Origin of the sequence: Arthrobacter sp. Rue61a (assembly GCF_000294695.2) — a bacterium.
GTDB classification, from domain to species: Bacteria; Actinomycetota; Actinomycetes; order Actinomycetales; family Micrococcaceae; genus Arthrobacter; species Arthrobacter aurescens_A.
This window is the reverse complement of record NC_018531.1, coordinates 2,938,456-2,963,830: the sequence shown is the minus strand read 5'-3', so window position 1 is coordinate 2,963,830 and position 25,375 is coordinate 2,938,456. Positions and strand designations below refer to the sequence as shown.

At 62.5% G+C, this 25,375-nt stretch carries 21 protein-coding genes and 3 tRNA genes; 9 read left to right on the top strand and 15 right to left on the bottom strand.

Going from position 1 to position 25,375, the window contains the following annotated elements; translation table 11 throughout:
• Positions 1-34: 34 nt before the first annotated feature.
• From ARUE_RS13455 to ARUE_RS13445, 3 genes are read left to right on the top strand one after another with little or no spacing between them, the layout of a single operon-like run.
• Positions 35-1,891, top strand: coding sequence for an L-aspartate oxidase (locus ARUE_RS13455; protein ID WP_014922128.1), 1,857 nt, complete (start codon positions 35-37; stop codon positions 1,889-1,891).
• On the top strand, positions 1,884-2,762 hold the full coding sequence (gene nadC / locus ARUE_RS13450) for a carboxylating nicotinate-nucleotide diphosphorylase (protein WP_014922127.1): 879 nt from the start codon (positions 1,884-1,886) through the stop codon (positions 2,760-2,762). Before ARUE_RS13455 ends, nadC begins: the two co-directional genes overlap by 8 nt.
• A 13-nt stretch (positions 2,763-2,775) precedes the next feature.
• On the top strand, positions 2,776-3,942 hold the full coding sequence (locus tag ARUE_RS13445; protein ID WP_014922126.1) for a cysteine desulfurase family protein: 1,167 nt from the start codon (positions 2,776-2,778) through the stop codon (positions 3,940-3,942).
• On the opposite strand, the gene ARUE_RS13440 is transcribed toward ARUE_RS13445, so the two are convergent.
• The 3 genes from ARUE_RS13440 to ARUE_RS13430 form a co-directional block, all read right to left on the bottom strand.
• Positions 3,943-4,428 carry a GtrA family protein gene (locus ARUE_RS13440; RefSeq protein ID WP_011775193.1) on the bottom strand — a complete coding sequence of 162 codons (486 nt, stop codon included), beginning with the start codon at positions 4,426-4,428 and terminating at the stop codon, positions 3,943-3,945. It abuts the gene before it with no gap.
• A gap of 18 nt (positions 4,429-4,446) precedes the next feature.
• Entirely contained in the window at positions 4,447-5,340 is an 894-nt protein-coding gene (locus ARUE_RS13435) for a fumarylacetoacetate hydrolase family protein (protein WP_043470403.1), read from the bottom strand.
• Positions 5,341-5,441: 101 nt separating this feature from the next.
• Positions 5,442-6,077 (bottom strand): DM13 domain-containing protein, encoded by a 636-nt coding sequence (locus tag ARUE_RS13430; protein ID WP_011775191.1) that lies wholly within the window; start codon positions 6,075-6,077, stop codon positions 5,442-5,444.
• 116 nt (positions 6,078-6,193) lie between these two features.
• Here ARUE_RS13430 and ARUE_RS13425 point away from each other — a divergent pair, with 116 nt between their 5' ends.
• A complete protein-coding gene (locus ARUE_RS13425; RefSeq protein WP_014922123.1) occupies positions 6,194-7,390 on the top strand; it encodes an SLC13 family permease in 1,197 nt (398 codons plus the stop codon).
• Here ARUE_RS13425 and ARUE_RS13420 read toward each other — a convergent pair.
• Positions 7,387-8,055, bottom strand: a complete 669-nt coding sequence (locus tag ARUE_RS13420; protein ID WP_011775189.1) for a DUF1684 domain-containing protein — start codon at positions 8,053-8,055, stop codon at positions 7,387-7,389. The genes ARUE_RS13425 and ARUE_RS13420 overlap by 4 nt on opposite strands.
• 54 nt (positions 8,056-8,109) lie before the next feature.
• On the opposite strand from ARUE_RS13420, the gene ARUE_RS25085 reads away from it, so the two are divergent.
• Positions 8,110-9,012, top strand: coding sequence for a hypothetical protein (locus ARUE_RS25085; RefSeq protein WP_043470399.1), 903 nt, complete (start codon positions 8,110-8,112; stop codon positions 9,010-9,012).
• A gap of 70 nt (positions 9,013-9,082) precedes the next feature.
• Positions 9,083-9,889, top strand: coding sequence for a transglutaminase-like domain-containing protein (locus tag ARUE_RS13410; RefSeq protein WP_014922121.1), 807 nt, complete (start codon positions 9,083-9,085; stop codon positions 9,887-9,889).
• A 15-nt stretch (positions 9,890-9,904) separates the two neighbouring features.
• Here ARUE_RS13410 and ARUE_RS13405 read toward each other — a convergent pair whose 3' ends face one another.
• From ARUE_RS13405 to bcp, 7 genes are all read right to left on the bottom strand, one after another.
• On the bottom strand, positions 9,905-10,366 hold the full coding sequence (locus ARUE_RS13405; RefSeq protein ID WP_011775186.1) for a MarR family winged helix-turn-helix transcriptional regulator: 462 nt from the start codon (positions 10,364-10,366) through the stop codon (positions 9,905-9,907).
• Positions 10,366-11,490, bottom strand: a complete 1,125-nt coding sequence (locus ARUE_RS13400; protein WP_014922120.1) for an LLM class flavin-dependent oxidoreductase — start codon at positions 11,488-11,490, stop codon at positions 10,366-10,368. Before ARUE_RS13400 ends, ARUE_RS13405 begins: the two co-directional genes overlap by 1 nt.
• Before the next feature lie 149 nt (positions 11,491-11,639).
• Positions 11,640-14,864 carry an efflux RND transporter permease subunit gene (locus ARUE_RS13395; protein ID WP_014922119.1) on the bottom strand — a complete coding sequence of 1,075 codons (3,225 nt, stop codon included), beginning with the start codon at positions 14,862-14,864 and terminating at the stop codon, positions 11,640-11,642.
• Positions 14,865-14,931: 67 nt separating this feature from the next.
• Positions 14,932-16,437 (bottom strand): malate:quinone oxidoreductase, encoded by a 1,506-nt coding sequence (locus ARUE_RS13390; RefSeq protein WP_081589143.1) that lies wholly within the window; start codon positions 16,435-16,437, stop codon positions 14,932-14,934.
• A 79-nt stretch (positions 16,438-16,516) separates the two neighbouring features.
• Positions 16,517-18,184 carry an ABC transporter substrate-binding protein gene (locus ARUE_RS13385; RefSeq protein ID WP_014922118.1) on the bottom strand — a complete coding sequence of 556 codons (1,668 nt, stop codon included), beginning with the start codon at positions 18,182-18,184 and terminating at the stop codon, positions 16,517-16,519.
• A 168-nt stretch (positions 18,185-18,352) separates the two neighbouring features.
• A tRNA-Leu gene (locus ARUE_RS13380) sits at positions 18,353-18,434 on the bottom strand.
• A 61-nt stretch (positions 18,435-18,495) separates the two neighbouring features.
• Positions 18,496-18,969 carry a thioredoxin-dependent thiol peroxidase gene (gene bcp / locus ARUE_RS13375; protein ID WP_014922117.1) on the bottom strand — a complete coding sequence of 158 codons (474 nt, stop codon included), beginning with the start codon at positions 18,967-18,969 and terminating at the stop codon, positions 18,496-18,498.
• An 84-nt stretch (positions 18,970-19,053) separates the two neighbouring features.
• Between bcp and ARUE_RS13370 the strand changes: the two genes are divergently transcribed.
• A complete protein-coding gene (locus ARUE_RS13370; RefSeq protein WP_011775180.1) occupies positions 19,054-19,521 on the top strand; it encodes a MarR family winged helix-turn-helix transcriptional regulator in 468 nt (155 codons plus the stop codon).
• 93 nt (positions 19,522-19,614) lie between these two features.
• On the opposite strand, the gene ARUE_RS13365 is transcribed toward ARUE_RS13370, so the two are convergent.
• From ARUE_RS13365 to ARUE_RS13350, 4 genes are all read right to left on the bottom strand, one after another.
• Positions 19,615-19,690, bottom strand: a tRNA-Lys gene (locus ARUE_RS13365).
• Between the two features lie 195 nt (positions 19,691-19,885).
• Positions 19,886-19,961 (bottom strand) — tRNA-Lys (locus tag ARUE_RS13360).
• Positions 19,962-20,078: 117 nt separating this feature from the next.
• Complete coding sequence (locus ARUE_RS13355) at positions 20,079-21,260, bottom strand: PQQ-dependent sugar dehydrogenase (protein ID WP_014922115.1); 1,182 nt, start codon at positions 21,258-21,260, stop codon at positions 20,079-20,081.
• A gap of 18 nt (positions 21,261-21,278) precedes the next feature.
• Positions 21,279-22,292 carry a sunset domain-containing protein gene (locus ARUE_RS13350; protein WP_286139746.1) on the bottom strand — a complete coding sequence of 338 codons (1,014 nt, stop codon included), beginning with the start codon at positions 22,290-22,292 and terminating at the stop codon, positions 21,279-21,281.
• Between the two features lie 181 nt (positions 22,293-22,473).
• Between ARUE_RS13350 and ARUE_RS13345 the strand changes: the two genes are divergently transcribed.
• Together ARUE_RS13345 and ilvD are read left to right on the top strand one after the other, a co-directional pair.
• Positions 22,474-23,406 (top strand): LysR family transcriptional regulator, encoded by a 933-nt coding sequence (locus ARUE_RS13345; protein WP_014922113.1) that lies wholly within the window; start codon positions 22,474-22,476, stop codon positions 23,404-23,406.
• A 124-nt stretch (positions 23,407-23,530) separates the two neighbouring features.
• Positions 23,531-25,252: a dihydroxy-acid dehydratase gene (ilvD, locus tag ARUE_RS13340; RefSeq protein WP_011775176.1), complete on the top strand. Its 1,722-nt coding sequence runs from the start codon at positions 23,531-23,533 to the stop codon at positions 25,250-25,252.
• Positions 25,253-25,375: the final 123 nt, after the last annotated feature.

Sequence of the window (25,375 nt, the reverse complement as noted above, 5' to 3'; positions counted from 1 at the left end):
CACATCACACCGCACTAGCCGAATCGAGCCTCACATGACTACCGCGAGCGTTGCTCAAGGGCCTGCCCCCAAACGGCTGATCGTCGTCGGAAGCGGAATAGCAGGGCTGTACTCCGCACTGCTGGCCGCGGAAGCCGGCGCGGAAGTGGTACTGCTGACCAAGGGTGCGCTCGCGGACAGCAACACCTACTACGCCCAAGGTGGGATTTCCGCTGTACTGGACGAGCCGGCCCCCGGTGACACAGTGGCTGCACACATCGCTGACACCCTCAAAGCAGGGGCAGGCCACTGCAACGAAGAAGCAGTACAGGTGTTGTGCACGGAAGCGCGCTTGGACATCGCAGGGCTGGGACGGTTCGGCGTGCAGTTCGACCTCGACGACGACGGCGACCCCGCCTTGGGTCTCGAAGCCGCCCACTCGGCTCCGCGCATCCTGCACGCCGGCGGCGACGCCACCGGTGCCGGGGTGGCGGCCGCACTGATCCGGACAGTCCTGGATTTCCAAGCCGCGGGCAGAATCCACGTCATCGGGCACGCCCAGGTCACCTCGCTCTCGTTGGGCGGACCGCAGGGTGGCCGTGTGGTGGGAGCAAATTTCCTCCATGACGGACGCCACCTCGGCGTCCACGGCGACTCCGTCCTCCTCGCCACGGGCGGGGCCGGGCAGCTTTTTGCCCAAACCACCAACCCGGCGGTTGCCACAGCCGATGGTTTGGCGCTCGCATGGCGTGTTGGAGCCGCGGTTGCAGACCTCGAGTTCTTCCAATTCCACCCGACGTGCATGGTGCTCCCGGCTGAGGCGCGGGAAGCAGAAGGCAACAACGACCCCCTGCTGATCTCCGAGGCGGTGCGGGGCGAAGGTGCCATCCTCCTGGACGCCAACGGGCATCGCTTCATGCCCGCATACCACCCTGACGCGGAACTCGCCCCCCGCGACGTCGTATCCCGCAGCATCGCCCTGCACCTCACAAGGCTCGGCGACCCCAACGGCCACGTGTTCCTGGATGCCACCGTGATTGAGGAAAGCCGAGGAAAAGGCTTCCTCGACAAGCGCTTCCCCACCCTCAGCAAACGAACACGCCAAGCTGGAGTCGACTGGACCAGGGAACTCGTTCCCGTGGCACCCGCCGCCCACTACTGGATGGGTGGCGTGGTGACCGATCTCTACGGCCGGACCTCCGTTCCCGGGCTCTTGGCTGCCGGCGAAGTGGCCTGCACCGGGGTGCAGGGTGCCAACCGCTTGGCGAGCAACTCCCTGCTCGAAGGCCTGGTGTTCGGGCGGAGAGCCGTGGAAGCGTTCCTCTACGGTGACCGCGGCGCCAGAGGCCCCTTGGCGCCTGCGCTCGCGCCTCGTACCGGCGATCGCCTCGCTAGCTCGGCGGCCGGTACGGGCCCTCACGCGACAACGGCGCTGTCGGGGCCTCCGGCGCCGCTGGAAGAGGACTTGTCGACTAGCCCGGGCGGTTGGGCGTTGGCGTTGGATCCGTTCCCTGCTCCTGTTTCCTGGGAGTTTGAGTCTTTGCCTGGGCCGGGGGCTCGGGAGGTTTCTTTTGCGAAGGCGGGGGTGTTTTCGCGGGGGGCTTTACGGCGATTGATGACTGCGAAGGCCGGGGTTTTGCGGACCGGTGGTCTGCTTCGTGAGGCCGGGACCGGCTTGGCTGCTTGGGCGGAGGACGTTCTGCCTCTGAATATTCCTGATTCCCTCGACGTCCGGGAGCATGAGGATTCCAACCTGCTCCTGGCAGCTCAGTTGCTCGTCCATGCGGCACAGGAGCGGCGGGAGTCTTTGGGAGCGCATTACCGCAGCGACAGCGTGACGGAACCAGCCGCCGTCGACGATTTTGACAAGCGTTACACCATGAGCCGGAAAGCGAGCCTCGTCCATGACTAACCTGACCCTCCCCGCAGCCCCCGTCCGGGAGATCCTGGAACGGGCATTAGCGGAGGACGCACCCAGCGGCGACATCACCTCGCAGCTCCTGATTCCCGCCGAAGCCCGGGCAACAGCCGTGCTGAACGCGCGCGTCCCCGGCGTCTTCAGCGGCGGCACTGTGTTCCGTGACGCCATGAAGCTTGTGGACCCGGACACCGAGGTGGAAATCCTGCTCGCCGACGGTGAAGCCTTCGACGCCGGAACACACCTCGCGCGGGTCAGTGGCAGAGCCCGTTCGGTGCTCCTCGCCGAAAGGGTCGGTTTGAACCTGGTGCAGCGGATGAGCGCCATCGCCACCAAGACGGCGGAGTTTGTCCGGCTTGTGGAAGGGACGCGCGCCCGGATCACGGACACCCGCAAGACCACACCCGGACTTCGTGTCCTGGAGCGCTACGCGGTGCGCTGCGGTGGGGGAGCCAACCACCGCTACAGCCTCTCCGACGCCGTGCTGGCCAAGGACAACCACTTGGCAGTCATGACCGGGGGTGATTCCAGCAAGCTGACCGAGCTGCTGATTGCAGCAAAAGCCCAGCTTGGCCACACCACCCACTTCGAAGTCGAAGTGGACCGGGCCGAGCAGATCGAACCCGTGCTGGCTGCCGGTGTGGACACCATCATGCTGGACAACTTCTCCCTTGAAGAGCTCCGGGCAGGGGTTAAGCAAGTCGACGGGCGCGCCATCGTGGAAGCCAGCGGCAACGTGAACATCAACACCGTCACCGAAATTGCCTCGGCGGGCGTGGACGTCATCTCCGTCGGAGGCCTGACCCACAGCGTGAGCGCGCTCGATCTCGGCCTCGACATCGAACTTAAACCCACACAGAACTGAAGGCGTAACCGCCATGATCTTCCTCGACGCCGCCGCCACCACACCGGTTCGCCGTGAGGCCCTTGAAGCCATGTGGCCGTACCTCAGCGGCGAGTTCGGCAACCCTTCCAGTCATCACAGCCTCGGCGAAGCGGCAGCAGCTGCACTCGCAGAGGCCCGTTCCGGCGTCGCGAAGGTCCTGAACTGCCGTGCCGGGGAGGTGACCTTCACCTCCGGAGGCACGGAAGCGGACAATCTCGCCGTCAAAGGCATCGCGCTGGCCCGGCAGGCGGCAGCCCCCTCGCTGAACCGGATCGTGATCAGCGCCATCGAGCATCCCGCAGTGGAAGAGTCGGCCCGCTACCTTGAGCGAGTGCACGGGTTCGCCGTGGACGTGCTTCCGGTCGATGGAGACGGCATAGTCTCCGTTGACGCCCTGCGGGCAGTCATAGGGCCCAAAACTGCGATGGTGAGCATCATGTACGCGAACAACGAGATCGGAACCGTCCAGCCCATTGCTGCCTTGGCGGCAGTGGCTCGGGAACACGGCGTCCCCTTCCACACGGACGCAGTGCAAGCTGCCGGATGGTTGACGCTGGACGTTAGAGCGCTTGGTGTGGACGCCTTGAGTATTTCCGGACACAAACTTGGTGCGCCCAAAGGGTCCGGTGTTCTGTTCACCAGGGGTCGTCTGCGGGTGGAACCCCTGGTTCACGGTGGGGGCCAGGAAAGGGCAAAGCGCTCGGGGACAGAGAACGTGGCCGGAGCCGTGGCGCTGTCCACAGCGCTCAGGCTGTCCCACGCCGAGCAGCCAGAACAGGCGGCGCGTGTTTCGGAGCTGAGGAATCAGTTCATCGGCAGGATCCTCGCCACCGTACCTAACGCGTTGCTCACGGGTCACCGTAAGCAGCGCCTTCCTTCAGTTGCTTCCTTCTGCTTCCCGGGCACCAGCGGCGAGTCGGTGCTGCTTGAACTTGAGCGGCTCGGCGTGGTGTGTTCCAGTGGCTCGGCTTGCGCGGCAGGATCCGACGCGCCCTCGCCGGTGCTGGTGGCCCTTGGCATCGCGCCCGAAACGGCCCAGACAGCGGTGCGCTTCAGTTTCACCTCAACTATCACCGACGCGGAGCTGGAGCAGGCAGCCGCTGCCGTGGAGACCGCCGTCGGGCGTGTCCGGAACCTGGCGTCCCCGCAGGCCGGCTAGCTACATGTGCCGGGCGCGCCGGAAGATCCAGTGGCGCAGCAGGGTGAACCGGACAGCCGTGGCAAGGAACCCGGCCAGGGTAGTGGTCCACAGCTCCTCGGTGACTGTGGCTTCCGGACGGAAGAGATGCAGTACGCCGAGGCTGCCGCCGGTAATGATCAAGGCTATGACAATGACGATCACCCCGCTCAGGTGATCTTGGGTCCGCTTCTTGCGGCCCGTGATCTTGAACGTCAAACGGCGATTAAGGGCCGTGTTCATCAGAGACGTCACAATGAGGGCCACAGCGTTGGCCAGTTGGGGATCGATCCAAGGACGCAGCAAGGCATAGATCGCCAGCGAACTTGCTGTGCACACCACACCGACCCCCGTGAAACGCAGCAATTGCCGGACAACGGGATACTTGAGCACCCCACGGTGCCGTTTGCGGGGGAGCTTCGGGGAGGGAGACGGGCGCAGCTCAGTGGCGTCCGCGGCTGTCTCCATGCCATTAAGCCTGACACACTACGCTGGCAGTTCCTCCCAGGCGGCGCTGGTGACGGGGTTGTGAAGTTCGCCGATTCCTTCCACCCGGCACACAACGGTGTCTCCGGGCTGGATTCGAGCGCACTCTGCGGGGAACCCTGTGAGCACAAGGTCGCCGGGTTGGAGGGTCATGAAGGAGGTCAGATAGACCATGATCTCGTCCACTTTCCAGCCAAGGTCCGCGGAACTAGCAGTTTGCAGCTCCTTGCCGTTGTGCACGATCCCGATCTCCAGGTTTGAGTCATCCAGGCTGGTGACTATCCACGGACCTGCGGGAGTGAAGGTGTCCTGGCTTTTGGCGCTGATCCAGAGCTCGTCGGTCTTCTGGAGGTCGCGGGCTGAGACGTCGTTGCCGATGGTGTAACCAAGAATTGCCGAGCTCGCCGTTTCAAGGGTCAAGCCTCGTGCGGCACGGCCGACGACGACGGTCAGTTCAGCTTCCGGGTCCACGTAACCGACGGTGGAGCTGAGTTGGATCGCCTCGCCGGGGCCGATGACGCTCGACGCCGCCTTGTGGAAAGCCTGTGGCGGCAAGTCGCGGCCAGGTTGCCCGGTGTTATGGGCCATGCCAAAGACGTTGGCAGGTACTGAAGGGGCCAGGAAGGTGAACGCGTCTTGGCTGACCACATCACCAAGCTCCCAGCCCTCCCTGGCAGGACTGTTGGCGTTGGCCCTCGAGGCCCCGAAAGGGGAGTCCACCACGGTCCACCGGGTCCCTGCGGGCGAATCGAACACCGCGGCGTCGTTGGCCACGAAGAATTGCTCGTCCGGTGCTTTGCCGGTTACCGGCAGACCGGTGAACGACTGGCTGGTCATCGAGCGGGGTGGAGCGGGCCGGACGCGGGCGATACGACGGGGAAGGGGCGAAGTCATGATGACATCCTACGTCCTCCCATGCGTTGCGAGGCCTGCTTTACGCCTGAAGACACATTCTTGGCGTGCAGAGCAGGCCTCACAGCGCGTCAGCCACGACGTCAGCTAAGAGGGGCCGATCCGAAGGAAACGCTGAACCGGTCACACCACAGGACTACTGACGTCAGTCCGGCGACGTCGGTCCCGGCCGGGATCACGTAGTTGTGATTACCGTGCGTGGCTTTGATCGCGCCAAGATCCACGTAGCGTCCTGAACGGTATTTGAACCAGTCGCCGCCAGCTTCCAAGCTACTCAGCCACACCTTGACGTCGGGGCCGTCGCTGCTTGCCAGGTTCTCTAGGCGGAGCAGATGGCTTCCATCAGGGAGCTTCAGCAACCGGGCAGTGCCGGTGGTCTCATGTTCCTGGGACAGGAAGGCGCCCGATCCGACGACAACGGGTCCGCCAGGCGCCGGCGCTGCAGGAGTGGGGGTGTCAACCGCAGCCTCCCTGACCTCTGGCGACCCAACCTCTGGCGACTTAGCTTCTGGCGACTTAGCTTCCGGCGACGGGGTCGCTGAGTATGGGACAACAGGAAGGGCCTCATTGAGGCTGCTGCTGGTGAAGAGCCGCCACGGCTGGAACAGGGCCGCCCCGATCACTACGGCTGCCAAGACAACCACCCCTGCCACAGCGGTGAGCGTCTTGTGGGCCCGGATCTGTCTCCGGAGTCCGTTCATGCCCCGCAGTTTGTTCATGCTTCAAGGCTAGGCTTCGACGCCGCGCTGTGGGGGCCCCATTGCTTACAGTACGATGACGCGTTATTCCCGTGCCGCGGAGGAAGAACACAGGAGCCAGGCTTAGAATCCGTTCCATGCGTCTGGCGATCATCGGGTTGGCCCTTCTTGTGGCTGGTGGGATTACCGTTGCCACGGGTGTCCTGCCATGGCCGGAAGTGGCGGTCTTGGTTGACCGGGTGGCGCCCATCCTGGGTTTTGTGGTTGCCATGACAGTAGTTACCGAGCTCGTCAGTGAAGCCGGCGCCTTCCAATGGATCGCCCGTCATCTGCGAGGTTGGGGGCGTGGACGCAGCGTCCTGCTGTGGTTGCTTTTGGCGTTGTTTGCCACGCTCAGCACTGTCTTCCTATCGCTGGATACGACGGCGGTGCTCCTCACCCCGGTGGTGGTCACCGTTGCCCGCCAAGCGGGCCTCCCGGTTTTGCCCTTCGCCCTGACCACAGTGTGGCTGGCGAACACCGCCAGCTTGCTGCTGCCCATCTCAAACCTGACCAACCTCTTGGCGCAGCACAACTTGGGCGGAATCAGTCCGGCACAGTTCGCCCAGCTGATGTGGGCACCGTCGTTGGCCGCCGTCCTGGTCCCGTTGGTGTTCATAGCAATAGTCTTTCGCCGCGAATTGGGCAAGGCGTATGCGCGCGATTCCACCCGGCCAGCACAAGGACCTTCGTCGTCAGCAACCACTGACAAGGTCCTGCTGCTGGTCAGTGCCGTGGTGCTGCTGTTGCTGTTGCCGGCGCTGGTATCCGGAGTCCCCATCTGGATCCCCGCCGCTGTAGCTGCGGCCACCCTTGCAGTGGCGTTCGCCGTCCGGAGGCCCAAGGTGCTCACAGTGACCTTGATTCCATGGTCCCTGCTGCTGTTCACCTGCGGCCTTTTCCTGGTGGTTGAGGCAACCCAATACCTTGGAGCGTCCATTCTGCTGGGCCAGGTGGCGGGGCAGGGGAACGGATTCCTTGAACTGCTGAGGTTGGCCATGACGGGCGCCCTGGGCTCCAACATCGTCAACAACCTTCCCGCTTACCTGCTGGTCGAGCCACTGGCAGGAACCCCGCAGAGGATGGCCGCGCTCTTGGTGGGAGTCAACGCGGGTCCCTTGATCACGCCGTGGGCATCACTGGCCACCCTGTTGTGGCACGACAGGCTGGTGCGGATGAACGTGCTGGTCAAGTGGAAGGGATTCGCGGTCTTCGGCCTGATCGTGGCGCCCCTGACAATACTCGCGGCCATCGCGGCGCTCGCAGTCTTTGGCCCCGGCGGACTGCTCGGCTAGCCCAGATAAAGCTCTCCCACGGGCACGTCTGCAGCCAGGCGGTTGGCTGGTCCGGCCAACGGGCATGCCCAGGCCTCGTTGTAGGCACACGACGGGTTGTACGCGAAGTTGAAGTCCAACACGAACTCTTGATCAGCGCCCGTTCCGCGCGTCCCATGGAACGAGCCCTTGACCGTGTCCAGCAGGTATCTTCCTGCTCCGTAGCTTCCGCCGTCCTTGCCGGCCGTTGAATCCCGGAAGGGCACAAAGATGCCGCCTCCATAGCTCCGTAACCGCCAGGCCGCCAAGGAGCCGAGCCCGGGCAGCTCAAACGTACCGATCCTGGTGAAGGGCACCACGCCGTCAGTCCCCGTTTCGACGTTCATCTCCTGGCCGGTTCCTTCGGGTGACAAGGCGGCGTATATCCGGAAGGAGGGATCGTAGTCAGCGGTTCGCAGCCCTGAAAATGAGGCTTTCATCTCCGCGGTCAGCGCTGAAGCAGGGTGGGTGGCGAACATCAGATCACGTTCCTGGCGCCAGAAAACGTGGGCGTCAAAGGGATTGGTGGCTGCCAGTTGACGCACCTTGTCGTAGAGAGCGAACGTCCGCAGGCGCCAGTCGGCTATATCAACCGCTGACAGGGTGGGAATGTCGTCCTCGAAATAGTCCTTTTGATCGGGAGCCATACCCTCAGCCTAGCCCTGTGCGTGTCGTAGGACGGCCGCCGATAAGCTGTGGTCATGAAGGGCTCCCTGAACCTGCGCTGTATTCCGATGCGGCTCGCCGCCGTGGTACTGGCGGGTTCCATGCTCGCCGCCACAACATCCTGTTCCACCGAAAACAAAGGCCCGCAAGTCACCTCAACCACGGGCTCTCAGCCGAACAGTTCGGAATCGGGGACCGGCACCGCGGAAAGCACGACGCCGGCAACGGGTTCCGCGGCCGGTTCGCCGTCCGCAATACCCGGCCCAGGGGAAACAACAGGCTCCGGCGAAAACACCGGCGCTAGCCCTACAGCTGGCGCGAGCGCTTCGGCCAGCACCGGGCCAAGCCCGGCGGCAACGGCGGTGTCCTGGAAGACATACACGGACCCAGCCAAAACAGTGAGCTTCGAGCTGCCGCAGGAGTGGATTGCGCAGTCGGGGACGCCGGAGGCCGGTTCGTTGGCCCATGCCGTGAAGGTGGAGGTCAAGGATGGCGAAGGGCGCTACATCGCCACGCTCCAAACAGGCCTTCCCCCAGTCGCAGCTGTTTCCTGCCCCGCCGGGCAGGCGCGCCCCTATGTGGTGATCAGCAGCGTGCCCTTGGACGTTCCGCATTCCGATGGCCCGGACACCATTGATCCGCGAGTGGTCTTCCGTGTGGTCCAGGGCTACAAGTTCTTCGGCTCCTACGGCATCACCAACATGGTGGCGGGAGTGGACGGACAGTCCTGCGAACTGCGGAACCGGGTTCAGGGCCCTGCAGGCAAGGGCGACATCTCCTTTGGGGATGTCCAGGCGATCCACGCCTTTGCCGCTGATGAGAAGGTGGCTCCAGCCAAAGCTTTTGACACTCTGGACCTGGCTGCGAAGTATGCGGTCCACGGTTCTGAATTCGCCAATGTCCAGCGGATGCTACTGTCTCTGAAGGTCAATCTGTAGTCCTGTGATTGGCTGACTCATACATACGGCGGCGATGGGGGCTGCCCGCCGCAACCCACCCCGGAGATCAATGGAACGCAACGTTGCTGCCTCGCTCGTTTTCAAGACTGCAGCCAACACCAAGGTGGCCATGGCCATAGCCGTGGCCAACAACCAGGGGTATGACGCAGTGGAGGAAACCCTGTCCATCACTATCGATGGTGCTGATGTTCCTTTTTCTGAACTCAGCGACCACCATGGTGGCCGCTTCCACTATCTGGAGTTCACCGAGCCGAGTGAGGTTTCGGTGGACTACCGCGCAACCGTTCATGGTTTGGGAGAGCCTGATGCGTCCAGTCCGATGGAACTCATCAGGTACGTTCGGCCCAGCCGATATGCGGAGTCAGACCGGCTGCTGCCCACTTCCTATGCCGAGTTCGGCAGCCTGCAAGGTGCCGAGCTGCTCCATGCGGTGCGCAACTGGGTGAATGGGGAACTCCGGTATGTCAGCGGTTCGTCACGGGGAACTGACGGAGCCGTGGAAACATTGCTTCACCGGAAAGGCGTGTGCCGGGACTTCGCCCACCTCGCCATCGCCCTCTTGAGGTCCAAGGACGTACCTGCGCGGCTGGCGGCAGTGTACGCTCCCGGGCTGAGCCCCATGGATTTCCATGCCGTTGCCGAGGCCTACATAAACGGTGCCTGGCACATTATCGACCCCACCGGGCTGGCCCCCCGCGAATCCATGCTTCGGATTACTGCCGGGCGCGATTCTTCGGATACGGCATTTCTGTCCACCGTGGGTGGCAGCTTGACCTTGAAGACACTGAAGGTCAGTGCGTCGGTTAACGGCGAGCTCCCGGTGGAGGACCCCCGGGAGCTCGTCAGCCTGCGTTAGTGTCCGGACTTCGGGTTAGTGTCCCGCGACCGATGCGCGGAGTTTCTCCGTCAGGCGCAGAAGCTCCCGTTGCTCCTCGGCTGTGAGCGCAGGCGCCACCAGGTGGGCGATGTCCCGAACATGTTCGCGGCCGATGGTTTTTTGTAGCTCGCTGCCCGCTTCGGTGAGTGAGAGCAGGACTCCGCGGCCGTCGTCGGGCGCTGTTGTTCGTTCCACCAAACCACGCTTTTCCAAGCGGTCCACCAACCGGCTCAGGCTGGACTGGCTCAGCAGGACTTTGTCATTGATTTCATTGAGCCGAAGCTGGCCCGATGGGCATGTGGACAGCGTGAAGAGGACGTCGTATTCCTTGACGGGGAGGGTCTTGAACGCCGGTCCTGACTGGAGCTTCCGCATCACCGCCACCTGGGAGCGGAACAACGACTCCCAGGTTTCGGCGGCTAGACGAACGGCGGAGGACGCCGAGGGGCTGGACATCAGGCGTCCTGCCCCGCAGTACCGGCAGTAGCGGATTCGCTAACCTTGGCTTCCAGCGCTTCGGCAACGCGTGAGGCGTGCGTCGGTGCGTCGGGCACGTGCGCAGGCTTCATGGCAGCGTATTCCTTGCGCAGGACCGGAAGGACTTCTTCGCCGAAGAGATCCAACTGCTCCAGGACGGTCTTCAGGGGCAGTCCGGCGTGGTCGATCAGGAACAGCTGGCGCTGGTAGTCACCGAATGCCTCGCGGAAGGTCAGCGTCTTCTCGATAACTTCCTGCGGGCTGCCCACGGTAAGGGGAGTCTGCGAGGTGAAGTCCTCCAGGGACGGTCCGTGCCCGTAGACCGGTGCGTTGTCGAAGTACGGGCGGAATTCCTTCACGGCATCCTGGGAGTTCTTCCTCATGAAGAACTGACCACCAAGGCCAACAATTGCCTGGTCTGCTTTGCCGTGTCCGTAGTGCTCGTAGCGCTCACGGTACAGGCCGATCAGCTGCTGGTAGTGCTCCTTGGGCCAGAAGATGTTGTTGGCGAAGAAGCCATCGCCGTAGTAGGCGGCAACTTCTGCGATCTGCGGTGTGCGGATGGAGCCGTGCCACACGAAGGGGGCGACGTCGTCGAGCGGCCGCGGCGTGGAGGTGAAGTTCTGCAGGGGCGTGCGGAACTTGCCGGACCAGTTGACCGTGTCCTCGTCCCACAGCTTGCGGAGCAGGCTGTAGTTCTCGATGGCGAGTTCAATGCCGTCCTGGATGTTCTTGCCGAACCAGGGGTACACCGGTGCCGTGTTGCCCCGGCCGAGGACCAGATCGACGCGGCCGTCCGAGAGGTGCTGGAGCATGGCGAAGTCTTCGGCGATCTTGACCGGGTCATTGGTGGTGATCAGGGTGGTGGCCGTGGACAACGTGATGCGTTCGGTCTGGGCTGCGATGTAGGCCAGTGTGGTGGTGGGGGAGGAAGAGAAGAACGGCCGGTTGTGGTGCTCGCCAAGGGCGTAGACATCCATGCCGATTTCTTCGACCTTCTTGGCGATGGCAACGGACGCTTTGATGCGTTCGTTTTCCGTGGGCGTGCGGCCCGTGGTGGGGTCAGTGGTGATGTCGCTGACGCTGAATACGCCGATCTGCATGATGTGCCTTTCTCCCTGCCCGAGGTCCCGGGCTCTGTAAACAGTGTACCTCAAACTAGATGCATTTGCATGTATCGATACCTGTAACAGGATAGGGCCGGGAATTGTTCCCGGCCCTATCCATGAAGGATATGTCTGTTGGGAGTCCGCTATTCTCCGGGATTGTGGGCCGCGCGACGGCCTGTAACGCGGGGAATCATTCCAGTGGTCCAGTCCTGGAACTCGTCCGATCCGCTGCCGCCGCTGCCGCCAGGGCCGTCGCCGGGTGCCGCCGTCGGCTTGTCCTGGAGGGCTCTGCGCAGATCCTTCTTCTCCCGGCGCCCCTCCACCAGTTTGTAGAGGACCGGAACCAGGACCAGCGTCAGCGCAGTGGAAGACACCAGCCCACCGATCACAACGATTGCCAGTGGCTGGGAAATGAACCCGCCGCCACCGGTGAGGCCCAACGCCATGGGAGTCAGGGCAAACACGGTAGCCAGTGCCGTCATGAGGATGGGGCGCAGGCGCTGGCGCGCACCGTGCGTAATGGCATCGGCAACGTTCATGCCCGGACTGCCATCGTGCGGTTTACGGTACTGGTTGATGAGATCGATCAGCACAATGGCGTTGGTGACCACGATGCCCACCAGCATCAGCATGCCGATCAAGGACGGCAGCCCCAACGGAACGCCCGTCACCAACAGCAGGCCCACGGCTCCGGTTGCCGCGAACGGAACAGAGATCAGCAGGATGAGCGGCTGCACGAGTGACTTGAACGCGGCCACCATAATCACGTAGACGATCGCGATGGCTGCCAGCAGAGCCAAGCCAAGCTGCCGGAAGGACTCCGCCTGCTGTGTAGTGGCACCGCCGATCGTGGCCGTGACCCCGGCGGGCAGCTCCACGGCTGCCAACCGCTCTTGCACGGCAGTGCTGACGCTGCCCAGGTTGGAGCCGGAAGGCGTCACAGTCACCCTTGCGGTCCGCTGCCCGTTGCTGCTGGTGATGGACACAGGGGTGTCCACCTGCTCGACGGCGGCAATTGTCTCAAGTGCCACGCCACCGCGGGCTGTGGGGAGCTGCAGCGCACGGACTGCGGCAATGCTGGTGAAGCGGGTCCCCTCGCCGATTTGCACGGGGTAGTCGTTGGTCTCGATTCGGACCGTACCGGCGGGAACGGGGCTGACCGTGCTGGCGAGGAAGGCGCCAACCTGCTCTTCTGTCAATCCGGCCGCCACAGCCTTGGCCCGGTCAACGCGGACCTGAACCACCGCCTGCGTGGAAGCAAGGTTCGTGGCTACTTCTGAGCTGCCCGGGACGCCTTCCATGGCCTTCACCATGGCATCGCTCGCTGTTTGCAGGTCAGCGGAGTTCGCGGCCCTGATAGTGATGTCCACCGTGGACGACGTGCCGAACCCGCCCTGCTGGGATCCCACCGTGACCTTCCCGGAGGCACCCTCCAGTTTGGCGCGAACCTCGTCTTGAAGTTTGGTTTGGTTCACTTTCTCGTCGGTGACAATGGTGAACGTCGAGTTGGATGAACCGGTTGACGTGAGTGCGGCGAAGCCGGTCTGGGCATTTCCGGAGGTGACCTGCACGTCCTTGATGCCCTCAATGCCCTTCAGGGAATCCTCAATCTTGGAGGCTTCATCGCTGGTGGCCTGCAGGCTGGTGCCGGCAGGAAGGACTTGGCGCACCGTCATGCTGTTCTCACCGGAGCGGCCCAACAGATCAGTGGCCAGCAGCGGCGAGACGGCGATAGTGGCCACCAGCACCAGTGCTGCCGCGGACAACGTGATGACAGGGTGTTTCTGCGTCTTAGCCAGGATTGGAAGGTAACCGCGCTGGAGACGGCTCCGCTGTTCCGCCTCGCGGGCCTTCGCGGCCGCCTCTTTGGCAGATGCTTGTGCCTCAGCGCCCTTTCCGGGGGAGGACAGGAACCAGTAGGCAAGGACCGGAACGATCGTCAGGGAAACCAACAGCGAAGACAACAGTGCGATGGTCACTGTCAAGGCGAAGGGACGGAACAGCTCTCCGGCGAGGTCCCCCACAAACGCTATTGGAAGGAACACGGCCACAGTGGTCAGCGTCGAAGCCGTGATGGCCCCGGCAACCTCCCTGATGGACGTCAGGATGGCTGTCAGCTTGTGTTCGCCGTAGCTGAGGTGCCGCTTGATGTTCTCGATCACCACGATGGAATCGTCAACTACACGCCCGATGGCAATGGTGAGGGCACCCAAAGTAAGGATGTTCAGCGAGTAACCCGTTGCCGAGATGCCGATGAAAGTGATGAGCAGGGACAGCGGGATGGAGACGGCGGTGACCAACGTGGAGCGCACGGACATCAGGAAAACCAGAATGACCGCCACCGCGAAGCCCAGCCCTAGGAGTCCTTCCGTGGTGAGGTCCTTGATGGACTTCTCAATGAAGGGGGCTTGGTCGAAGACCGGCGTGAAGGTCGCGTTGTTGCCGAGCTCCTCTTGCATGGGTCCGACGGCGTCCCGCACAGCATGCGAAATCGCTACCGTATCGCCCTCTGGCTTCTTGGTGACGGACAGAGCCAGAGTGGGCTTGCCGTTGGTACGCGTGATGGAAGTAGGGGCGTCGTCCTCGATGCTGACGTCGGCAACCGCCCCGATGGTTGCAGCACCTTTCGCACCGGCCAAGGGAAGCCCCTTGATGATGTCCAGGGAATCCACGGGGCTGCCGAGCTGGAGGGACAGGGTCTTGCCCTGATCCTCGATGGTGCCGACAGGGACCAGGGTGCCGTTGTTCTTCAGCGCATTGCTGATGGACTGGACGGAGGCCCCTGTAGTTGCAAGGTCCGCGGGGCGGGGCTGGATCAGGATGTGTTGGCTGGAACCGCCAGTCACATCGGCGCCGCGGACGCCGTCGATCTTCTGCAATCGGGGAACGCTGAGTCGCAGGAGATCAGCGTTGAGCTCGCTCAGTGGTTTGTCCGAGGACACTGCCAAATAGACGATGGGGAAGTCGCTGATGTTGCCGGCGATGGACTGGGGCTCAACGTCCGCCGGCAGAACACGCTTGGCGTTGGAAATGGCCCGGTCAATCTGGTTGCGCGCCCGGTCCAGGTTGGAGCCGTACGTGAACACCATGGTGATCTGCGAAACGCCGTTGCGGGACGTCGACGTGGTGGACTCAAGCCCCTCAACGCTGTTCAGTGCTGTTTCCAGCGGCTGGCTCAGCTGCTTGTCCACAACCTCAGGAGAGGCGCCCGGCATGGAGGTCACAACGGTGATCTGCGGAAACTCGATGGAGGGAATGAGTTCCTGCTTGAGCGATCCCATGGTGATCACGCCGAACACCGCCGCAAAGACGGTGATCAGCGCGATCAGGGCCCGGTTTCCCAGGGACAGTTTGGCCAAGCGGAACATTGCATTGACTCCTGCGGTCTACGTAACGATTCGGCTGACGGGAACCGGCCGCAGCCCCGGGTGTGGCCTAGCCTTGGATGGCGTTGGCCACTTCCAATTGCAGGGACCTGGCGGTGCTTGCTTCCAGTTCGGCGGCCAAGTCCGGATTCTCGTTGAGCTTGACGCCGTAGCCCGGCATCATGTCCTTGAGTTTGGACTGCCACCCCTTGAAATTCTTGGGGAAGGACTTCTGCAACAGTTCGATCATGATGGGCACGGCGGTGGAAGCACCAGGAGAAGCGCCCAGCAGAGCGCCAATGGAACCATCGCGGGAGGCAATGACCTCGGTGCCAAACTGCAGGACGCCACCCTTTTGGGGGTGCTTCTTAATGATCTGTACACGCTGGCCTGCGGTAATCAGTTCCCAATTGCCCCCGGCTGCTTCCGGGTAGTACTCGCGCAGGGCCTCAACCTTGGCCTCGTGCCGCTTGGCAACCTCCTTGATGAGGTAAGCGGTGAGGTCCATGTTGTCCTTGGCCACGGCCAGCATGGGGATGATGTTTCCGGGACGGATGGACAGCGGAAGGTCCAGGTAGCTGGAGGTCTTCAGGAAGTTGGTGGAGAAGCCGGCGTACGGGCCGAAGAGGAGGGAGCGCTTGCCGTCCACATAGCGGGTATCCAGGTGGGGGACGGACATGGGCGGCGCGCCGACGGACGCCTGACCGTATACCTTTGCGCTGTGCTGTGAGGTGATGGCGTCGTCCGTGCAGCGGAAGAACTGGCCGGAGACGGGGAAGCCGCCGTAGCCCTTGCTTTCAGGGATGCCGGATGCTTGGAGCAGGTGGAGCGCGCCGCCGCCGGCTCCGACAAAGACAAACTTCGCGTGGATTCGGCCATGCTCGCCGGATTTGGGGTGCTTGATGGACAGGTCCCAGCCGCCGCCTGCTGCACGGTGGATGTTGGTGACGTCGTGGCCGTAGTTGACCTCGGCGCCGCTGCTTTGCAGGTAGCCCGTCAGTTCGCGCGTCAGGGCGCCAAAGTCGACGTCGGTGCCTTCAGCCGCGCGGGTGGCGGCAACGCGCTGCTTGCGGTCGCGGCCCTTGACGATCAACGGGGCCCACTTGGCGATCTGGTCCTGGTCCTCGGTGTACTCCATGCTGCGGAACAGCGTGTTGGGCTTGAGTGCCTCGTACCGGTTCTTGAGGAAGTTCGAGTGGTCATCGCCGATGACGAAGCTCATGTGCGGGACGGTGTTGATGAAGCCCTTGGGGGACCCGATGACGTTGCTGTCCACCAAGTGGGACCAGAACTGGCGGGAAAGCTGGAACTGTTCATTGATGTGCAAGGCCTTGGACGGGTCTACGGAGCCGTCTTTTGCTGCGGGGGAGTAGTTAAGCTCACACAGGGCAGCATGGCCGGTGCCGGCATTGTTCCACGGTCCGGAACTTTCGAGCCCCGCTTCGTCGAGTCTCTCGAACAGGGAGATGGTCCAGGTGGGTTCAAGTTGCTTGATGAACGCACCAAGGGTGGCACTCATGATTCCACCGCCAATAAGGACGACGTCGGCATGTTGAGTCTTGGAAATGAAGGTCACGATCAATCTCCGTTAGCGGCGGCACTGGCTGTCACAGAATATCCCCGCGCAGACTCAATACTGAAATTGCGGGGAATCGTCAAGGCTTTAGCCGGACGTTTGTGAAAACTTCGTTGAGGACGGGGGAAGCCGGGTAGCTTTCCACCTTGTTGGACAACGCCAGCGCCGAGATGGGGAAGGCGATGGGCACAGCCGGTACCGACGCCGCGATCTCTGCGTTGATGGACTGATACTGGGCGTTGCGGTCATCGCCTTCGGGCATGGCCCGTGCGCGTTCTATCTTGTGGAAGACTTCCGAGTCGGCGTATCCGAACTCGGCGCGGGTTTCGCCGAAGAGGGGTCCCAGGAAGTTGTCGGCATCCGCGTAGGAGCCGTTCCAGCCAAGCAGGTGCAGTCCGCGGTCTCCGGCAGACTGGACCCTTTGGAGGTAGCCGTCTTCCCAGTCGATGGGAACTGGTTTGATGTTGAAGCCGACGGCGACGAGTTGGCGGCTCAGCTCGGCGTAGATCTTTTCCGGGGTGGGCATGTAGGCCCGCGTGGCGTTGAGCGGATAGTAGAACTTCAGCTCCTCGCCCTTGTACCCGGCCTTCTTCAAAAGCTCTTTAGCCTTCTCCGGGTTGTACCCCAAGGCCGGGGCGTTGTTGTTGAAGCCGCTGAGCTTGGGCGGCACGAACTGCGAGGCCTGCGACGTGTTGTCGATGAAGAACTTGCGGATCAACGATTCCTTGTCGATCGCCATTTCGATCGCTTGCCGGACCTCCGGCTTTTCCAATGGTGCAACGGCCTGGTTGATCCCCAGGTACATCACTGAGAACGGGTCACGCTGGATGATCTGGACACCCTTCTTGACCAATTGGTCAAAGGTTCCGGACGTCACGAGGTCGTAGGCATCGATCTTGCCGTCCAACAAAGCTTGCTGGCGCGTTTCCGCGCGATCGTAAGGAATGAAGTTGATGGTTGCTATCTGGCCCCGGTCGCCCCAATAGTTCTTGTAGCTGGACAGGGTGAGCTTATGGTCGTCCCACCCGGTGAACACATACGGGCCCGTGCCCACGGGATGGCCGGCGTAGCTGGACATCGCCTGGCCGTTCCGGACCTGGTCAAGGACGTTGGCCTTCTGTGCGTTCAGGGCTGCCGGGGATGAAATGGCGAAGGCCGGGAGCGTCAGGGCCTGAAGGAATCCGGTGAAGGGGCGTGTCAGGTTTATCTGGACGTTGCTGGCCGAGACCACTGTGCAGTCTTTGAAGATGGAGAACACCGGCTGGTCCGAGTAAGCCTTGAAAACGCTCTGGAAGGAAATTCCGGGCGCTTGTTTTCGGAGGTCCTCGGGGAAGGTGAACCAGCGGTTGAAGTTGGCGCAAACAGCTGCGGCGTCCAGAGGAGTGCCGTCGTGGAAGGTCACGCCGGAGCGGAGCGTGAAGTCGTAGCTCAGCCCTTTGTTGCTGTCCTTCCACTCCGTGGCGAGAAGGGGAGTTGTCTGCCCTGTTTCGCCATCTACGCCCACGAGTCCTTCGAGGACCTGGCGGGTGACACGGTAGGACTCGGAATCCGCGGTCATCGCAGGATCAAGGCCCAAGGGCATGGACGCTGTGCCGAAGTTGAAAGTTTCCGAGGGCTCAGCGGCGACGGAATTGCCGGCGGACGACGACGGTGCGGGGCCCGGTGTGCCCGTGCACCCTGCCAGCCCCAACGCCAGTACGGCAGCCCCGATCTGCATGCTCAGGCGCCGCGTTTTGCTGCTTGCCACTCTTGTCCCCTCAAGCCGGTTGGAAGTGCTTTGGCCGGCTTCGGCCAGACCGCATTCCAGTCTAGTTGAACGTCCTGAGTGCGGTTCCCAGCGCAACTCCAGGTAGCCCCCGGCTGCTTGAGGACAGAAATACCCCCGGTTCTGCAACCGGGGGTATTCGTATAACTGTGCGCAAGGGGGGACTTGAACCCCCACGCCCGAAGGCACAGGAACCTAAATCCTGCGTGTCTGCCAATTTCACCACTCGCGCTGGCTGACAATCGGTCCGTCTTACAGGACGGCCGCTGCAATACCGGCCTCCAGTGTACCCGCTACTTGTCCAGCTTGAGATCCCGCCGGAGTTTGGCAACGTGCCCTGTGGCACGCACGTTGTACTGCGCCAGGGAAACCTTCCCGTCAGGATCAACCACAAAAGTGGATCGGATCAATCCCATGTAGCTGCGGCCGTAATTCTTTTTCTCGCCCCAGGCTCCATACGCCTCGGCTACGGTGTGGTCTTCGTCCGAGAGCAGGCGGAAGGTCAGCTGTTCCTCCTCGCTGAACTTGGCAAGTGCTTTGACGGGGTCGGGGGAGACGCCAACAACCTCGTAGCCTGCAGCCTGAAGGGAACCGAGGGTGTCGCGGAAATCGCAGGCTTCCTTGGTACATCCGGGAGTGGAGGCGGCGGGGTAGAAATAGAGGATGGTTTTCCGTCCGCGGAGGTCGGACAAGCTCATGCTTTTGCCGGTTTCATCCTGAAGTGTGAAGTCCGGGGCGTTGTCCCCAGGGATAAGTCGTTCAGCCAAAATGTGCTCCTTGCCAGTGATCGCGATTTCCCAGTTTAGTAGGAGAAGCCGCGTCCTCACCCCATCCGCGCATATACTGTCGGCATGCCAGATATGGAGAGATGGCCCACCACCCGATTGCTTTCAACAGCTGCGCGCCTGGTGGAAATCTCGTGGAACGAAAAATTGAAGTCCATCGGCCTTACGCACGCCGGTGTCATTGCCATGCAGGTGCTGGCTGCCAAGGGGGCCATTACGCAGGCGGCCTTGGCCGAAGTAGCACGGGTCAAGGCCCAGACCATGGGAACCACTCTTGCGAGGCTTGAGCTGCACGGGCATGTCACCCGGCAACGCAGTGATTCCGACCGCCGAAGCCACGTGGTAACCCTTACCGACGCTGGCATTGCAGCTCTTGCGGAAGCAGTAAAGCTTGAGCAGGATGTCTTGTCACCCGTGGCGGTGGACACGGCCCGCCTCCGCGAAGAACTAAGGATCGTTGTCCGGGGTCTGGCCGGGTTGCCGGCGCCGGAGGAGGAATCCCGCGATATTGACACCGACCTGCCTCAAGCCTGAGCAAAGCCTGTGACCTGGGCTTCCCGGTGGGAGCCCATGCAGGGACACACAAAAAGGCTCCGGATCGTAGAAACGATCCGGAGCCTTTCCTTATGGTGCACCCCCCGGGACTCGAACCCGGAACCCATTGATTAAGAGTCAATTGCTCTGCCAGTTGAGCTAGAGGTGCAGCTATTGTTTCGGCTTAGTGGAGGAATTCGCATTCCCCGTTGACCTCCGCAACGACAAATAACTCTACACCACATTTTGGCTGCTGCAGACCACAAAGTGCAATGCGTGATGCACGCCATTTTCTTGCCCCCGAAATAAGGCGTTGAACAACGAAAAAGGCCTTGGAGTGATATTCACTCCAAGGCCTTTTGCTTGGTGCACCCCCCGGGACTCGAACCCGGAACCCATTGATTAAGAGTCAATTGCTCTGCCAGTTGAGCTAGAGGTGCAGCTGTTGATTTTGATCAAGCCAGGGAGCTTTTCTTTCCCCGGCGATCTCCGCAACGACATGTAACTCTACACGACTTCCGCCGAAGAGTGAAATCGGCTGTTTGCCGCCTGCGGCTTCACGGCCCAGCCCTCAGAATCAGCGCAAAATCAGGGTTTCTGTTGTTGCTGAGGACCCACAAGGTGCCGTCGGGAGCGCGGGCCACGTCCCTCAGGCGCCCGTATTCTCCTGTGAAATAGGCCACAGGGGTGCCGGCGGTCTCACCGCTGAGTGGAACTGCCCACAGCCTTTGGCCGCGAAGCGCCCCCGTGTAGGCAATACCGTCCACGATTTCGAGCCCGCTTGGTGAGGCGTCGGACGTTGAAGGCCAGACCACCTTGGCATCGATCAGGCCGCTGCGGCCGGGTGCACCGGTCACTGTAGGCCAACCGTAGTTGCCGCCCGGGGTAATCAGGTTCAGTTCGTCATCCACGTCCGGGCCGAACTCACTGGCCCAGAGGCGTCCGTCACTGTCCCAGGCCAAGCCCTGAACGTTCCGGTGCCCGTAGCTGTAGACCGGGTTGTCGCCGAAGGGATTTCCCGGCGCCGGGCGCCCCTCGGGCGTGAGCCGCAGGATCTTGCCGCCCAAGGCGTTGGTGTCCTGCGGTTGTTCCCGCCGCTGCGAGTCACCCGTGCCGACGTAGAGGAACCCATCCGGGCCAAAGCGGATCCGGCCACCATTGTGGGTTGAGGCCTTGGACATTCCGGAGAAAATCACCACAGTCTCGCCCAGGGCCAACTGACCACCTGGTTCCCCGGTCAGCTTGATCCGAGCGATGCGGTTGTCGCTTGGCGAAGTGAAGTAGGCGTACAGCCAACGGTCCGTTGCGAAGTCAGGTGAGAGAGCCAAGCCCAACAGCCCGCCCTCCCCGCCGGGGTCGACGCCGGGTACCTCGCCAACGGTGGTGGCCTGGCCGTCTCGGATGCTCTTAACTTGAGCGGAGTCGCGCTCGGACACCACAGCTGTACCGTCCGGCAGGAAGACCACCGACCATGGCAGCTGCAGTCCGACGTCGAGCTTCTGAACCACCTCGGGGAGCTGTGGCGATGCGCTCGTCGCCTGGCTGCTTCCTGGGGGCGTAGTTGCAGAAGAGGTTGCCCCGCCCTGTGTAGGCGAACTGCCGGAGATGTTGGATGGGTTGGGTGTTGCCGCGGTGCCCGGCGACGATGGACTGCCTGTGCATCCCGTCAGCGCCAGGATCACTGCAAGCGCAGAGGCAGTCACCAGACGCTCGCGTCGGTCCGAAGAGTGCCTGCCCATGTTCTTGCCTGCCTGGGTTCAGTGCCTGCTGCGCCGGGGTGGGCGGAAACCGGCAGCTTCGGCGTGCGCGGAGGATTCGAACCATACGTCGGCAGCAGCGTCGTCATACCCGGCCGTGTCTTCGTCGTGGTAGGTCATGTCTGATGCGCTGGCCTTGACGGGATACGCATCCCCGGGTGCGCTGGACGAGCCCGTGCCGTAGGGGTGTTCCACGGCCAGGTGGCCGGAGCTCCCCGAATCTTCGGCCGCGGCGGACTCGGCGCCAGGCAGGGTTGGGGAGTGCGCGTCCGTGTACTCGTGGTGGTGGACCGGGCTTCCGCTCTCATCTGTCCAGGAAGATTCCCACTCGGCCTTGTCTGCTGCTTCGTCGGTGCCTGTTGGTACTGCTGCGTCAGTCGCCCCGATTGTCGTTGCTCCGGAAGCGACCGCAGGAGAACCCGCGTCCCAGTCGTCAACGTCGCCGGCGTCGGCCGAATGGACCTTCGCGTCCGTGTCCACCACCGGTTCGTTGACCACTGGTTCTTCAACCACGGGTTCGGCCACTGCGGGAGTTGCGATGACCGGTTCCGCTACGGTCAAGCCCGGTGTTGCGGCGGGCTGAATGTCGGAGGCGATCACTGCCGGTGAATCGTCGACGGCGGTACGCGGCGCGGCGTGCAGCTCATCTGGGGCGGGGGAGGCCCCAGGCGTTTCGTTTGAAGGGGAGGGTTCTGAGGGGCCGGGTTCGGAAGTGCTGGGTTCTGTTGGGCCGGGTTCGTCGACGGTAGGGCCGCTGCCCTCGGCGGCAGCCTTTCCGAGATTGGTCACCCCCGCCAAACCTGCCACGCCTGCTGCGGCTACGCCGGCGTCCGGCAGGGACGCTGTATTGCTCGGCGCCGTCGCTGCAGGGGGAGCGGCCCCGGATGTCCCTGCAGCGCGATCATCAGCGGGCGCTTGGCTTGAGGAAGTACTCCCTGTCTTGTTGCGGTTCATGAGCCACCAAATAATGGCTACGACCAAAACAATGACAATGACCCAAATTAACCAGTCCATGGTTGAGGCCCTTCTGCTCACTGGGGTGAAGCTCGTGGTAATCCTGACGTTACGTGGCTGCTAATGGGCTGTCCAGCGTTTGACCTGCTGATTCACCCGAAAATGATCAGTTTACTTACTGCCTTGAGGTTGAAAATAGATCATGAACGGGTAATTCCCCGGGGTCGCTTAGTCTGGCTCCATGGATTTCAAAAGGCTGCAGATTCTGCGCGAATTGGCAGACCGACAAAGTGTTGGCGCTACTGCCGAGGCCATGAACGTCACAGCCTCGGCAGTCTCGCAGCAGCTGAAAACGCTGCAGGCTGAGATCGGCGTTGTGCTGGTGGAGAAGGTGGGCCGGGGCGTTCAGTTGACTGAAGCAGGACTGGCCATGGCGGCAGCGGCGTCGGACATCGCCACGGCCATGGCCAGGGCGGAGTCCACCATTGACAGTTACCGCAAGGGTTGGCAGACGCGCGTTTCCGCAGCTTTCTTTCCCAGCGCAGCGGAAATGCTGCTGCCAGGAGTGCTGCATCGGGTTTCCGCGGTGGCCGGACTGACTTTCGACGCCCATTTCGAAGATCCGGGAACCGCCCACTTCGCTCCCTTGGTGGCGGACTACGACATCGTGCTGGCACACAGCGTGGATGGGCCGGAAGTTTTCGCCAGGAGGGGCCTGGCGGTAGTGCCGCTTTTGGAGGAAGCGCTGGATGTCGCGATGCCTGCCGGTCATCCCTTGGCAGCCAAGGTCCGGTTAAGCCCCCAGGACGTTGTTGATTACCCGTGGATCGGCGTCCCGGAGGGATTCCCTTTCGATACCGTGCTTCGCCAGATCGAACTCCATGCAGGCAGGCCCGCTCTGAGGGGACAGCGATATCCGGATCTCAGGGTGCTTGAGGCTTTGGTGGGCGCCGGGCACGGCATTTGCCTTCTTCCCCGCTACACGGCCCGGGCAAGCGCGCGTCGGGGGCTGGTCCTTCGCCCGCTCACGGACGTGAAGGCGAGCAGAAGCATTGTGGCCCTGTCCCGGCAGGAGGTTGCCGCACGGGCAACCATTGGCATCGTTTTGGACATGCTCAAAAGTGAGGCTGCGGCCATTGCCAAGGAACTCAACGAGTCACATCCCGGCACTTAGACCCGGACGATCTGAGTCCCTGGCCTTGGTTAGCGGGCAGGACGCCCCGCAATATTCGAAGGTTTGGGCTTAACCCGGTGTGCAACAGCGTCGGCAGTCGCCCGGTAGACATAGACTTTGGACCATGAGTGACACCACCCAGATTGCGACAGACAGCACGCCGGACATTAAACCCCGCAGCCGGGTGGTGACAGACGGCATTCACGCGGCGCCTGCCCGCGGCATGTTCCGTGCGGTGGGCATGGGCGACGACGACTTTGCCAAACCCCAAATCGGTGTTGCCAGCTCGTGGAATGAAATTACCCCTTGCAATCTTTCCCTGAATCGCCTCGCACAAGGCGCCAAGGAAGGCGTCCATGCCGGCGGTGGCTTCCCGATGCAGTTCGGCACGATCTCCGTTTCGGATGGTATTTCCATGGGCCATGAGGGCATGCACTTCTCCCTGGTCTCCCGCGAAGTCATCGCCGACTCTGTGGAAACAGTGATGCAGGCCGAGCGCATTGACGGCTCGGTGCTCCTGGCCGGCTGTGACAAGTCCCTTCCGGGCATGCTCATGGCTGCTGCCCGCTTGGACCTCGCATCCGTCTTCCTTTACGCCGGCTCCATCATGCCGGGCTGGGTCAAGCTGGAGGACGGCTCGGAGAAGGAAGTCACCCTCATTGATGCCTTCGAGGCCGTGGGTGCCTGCGCCGCCGGCAAAATGAGCATGGAAGACCTCACAAGGATCGAAAAGGCCATCTGTCCCGGCGAAGGCGCCTGCGGCGGTATGTACACGGCCAACACCATGGCGTGCATCGGCGAGGCCTTGGGCATGTCCCTCCCGGGTTCAGCCGCCCCGCCGTCGGCAGACCGCCGTCGTGATGATTTCGCACGCAAGTCCGGCGAAGCCGTAGTAAACCTGCTGCGCCTGGGCATCACGGCCCGTGACATCATGACCAAAAAGGCGTTCGAGAATGCCATTGCCGTCACCATGGCCTTCGGCGGTTCCACCAACGCCGTGCTGCACTTGCTCGCGATCGCCCGGGAAGCCGAAGTAGAGCTGACGCTGGACGACTTCAATCGCATCGGCGACAAAATTCCGCACCTTGGGGACCTCAAGCCCTTCGGCCGTTATGTGATGACCGACGTTGACAAGATCGGCGGCGTGCCGGTCATCATGAAGGCACTGCTCGACGCCGGACTACTGCACGGCGACTGCCTCACCGTTACCGGCAAGACGCTCGCGGAAAACCTCGCCTCGATCAACCCGCCGGACCTTGACGGCAAAATCCTCCGTGCGCTGGACAACCCGATCCACAAGACCGGTGGCATCACCATCCTCCACGGCTCCATGGCTCCGGAAGGAGCGGTAGTGAAGAGTGCCGGTTTTGATGCTGACGTCTTTGAAGGAACTGCACGCGTTTTCGAACGCGAGCAGGGCGCCCTCAGCGCGTTGGACAACGGCGAAATCAACAAGGGAGACGTAGTGGTCATCCGCTATGAAGGCCCCAAGGGCGGTCCCGGCATGCGGGAAATGTTGGCCATCACCGGCGCCATCAAGGGAGCGGGACTCGGCAAGGATGTCCTCCTTCTCACGGATGGCCGGTTCTCGGGTGGCACAACCGGTCTGTGCATCGGCCACGTTGCGCCTGAAGCCGTGGATGGTGGCCCCATCGCGTTCGTGAAGGACGGTGACCGCATCCGTGTAGACATCGCCGCTCGCTCCTTCGACCTCCTGGTGGACGAAGCCGAGCTCGAAGCCCGCAAAGAGGGCTGGAAGCCACTGCCCGCCAAGTTCACCAAGGGTGTTCTTGCCAAGTACGCCAAGCTTGTCCACAGCGCCTCCACCGGAGCGTACTGCGGATAATTCCTGCACGGGGCTCCGGCTGTCATGAGACAGCCGGAGTCCGGCAGGCGGACATAGCTGTCCAAATAGTGAGATACGATAGTGGTCAATTGACACGTATCTCACTTAGAGGGAACACTGAAC

Coding starts and splice junctions, on each gene's coding strand:
- ARUE_RS13345 (WP_014922113.1), top strand. CDS start 22,474: ATGGATTTCAAAAGGCTGCAGATTCTGCGCGAATTGGCAGACCGACAA.
- ARUE_RS13455 (WP_014922128.1), top strand. CDS start 35: ATGACTACCGCGAGCGTTGCTCAAGGGCCTGCCCCCAAACGGCTGATC.
- nadC (WP_014922127.1), top strand. CDS start 1,884: ATGACTAACCTGACCCTCCCCGCAGCCCCCGTCCGGGAGATCCTGGAA.
- ARUE_RS13430 (WP_011775191.1), bottom strand. CDS start 6,077: ATGAACAAACTGCGGGGCATGAACGGACTCCGGAGACAGATCCGGGCC.
- ARUE_RS13355 (WP_014922115.1), bottom strand. CDS start 21,260: ATGGGCAGGCACTCTTCGGACCGACGCGAGCGTCTGGTGACTGCCTCT.
- ARUE_RS13400 (WP_014922120.1), bottom strand. CDS start 11,490: ATGCAGATCGGCGTATTCAGCGTCAGCGACATCACCACTGACCCCACC.
- ARUE_RS13410 (WP_014922121.1), top strand. CDS start 9,083: ATGGAACGCAACGTTGCTGCCTCGCTCGTTTTCAAGACTGCAGCCAAC.
- ARUE_RS13445 (WP_014922126.1), top strand. CDS start 2,776: ATGATCTTCCTCGACGCCGCCGCCACCACACCGGTTCGCCGTGAGGCC.
- ARUE_RS13370 (WP_011775180.1), top strand. CDS start 19,054: ATGCCAGATATGGAGAGATGGCCCACCACCCGATTGCTTTCAACAGCT.
- ARUE_RS13420 (WP_011775189.1), bottom strand. CDS start 8,055: ATGGCTCCCGATCAAAAGGACTATTTCGAGGACGACATTCCCACCCTG.
- ARUE_RS13435 (WP_043470403.1), bottom strand. CDS start 5,340: ATGACTTCGCCCCTTCCCCGTCGTATCGCCCGCGTCCGGCCCGCTCCA.
- ARUE_RS13425 (WP_014922123.1), top strand. CDS start 6,194: ATGCGTCTGGCGATCATCGGGTTGGCCCTTCTTGTGGCTGGTGGGATT.
- ilvD (WP_011775176.1), top strand. CDS start 23,531: ATGAGTGACACCACCCAGATTGCGACAGACAGCACGCCGGACATTAAA.
- ARUE_RS13350 (WP_286139746.1), bottom strand. CDS start 22,292: ATGGACTGGTTAATTTGGGTCATTGTCATTGTTTTGGTCGTAGCCATT.
- ARUE_RS25085 (WP_043470399.1), top strand. CDS start 8,110: ATGAAGGGCTCCCTGAACCTGCGCTGTATTCCGATGCGGCTCGCCGCC.
- ARUE_RS13405 (WP_011775186.1), bottom strand. CDS start 10,366: ATGTCCAGCCCCTCGGCGTCCTCCGCCGTTCGTCTAGCCGCCGAAACC.
- ARUE_RS13395 (WP_014922119.1), bottom strand. CDS start 14,864: ATGTTCCGCTTGGCCAAACTGTCCCTGGGAAACCGGGCCCTGATCGCG.
- ARUE_RS13440 (WP_011775193.1), bottom strand. CDS start 4,428: ATGGAGACAGCCGCGGACGCCACTGAGCTGCGCCCGTCTCCCTCCCCG.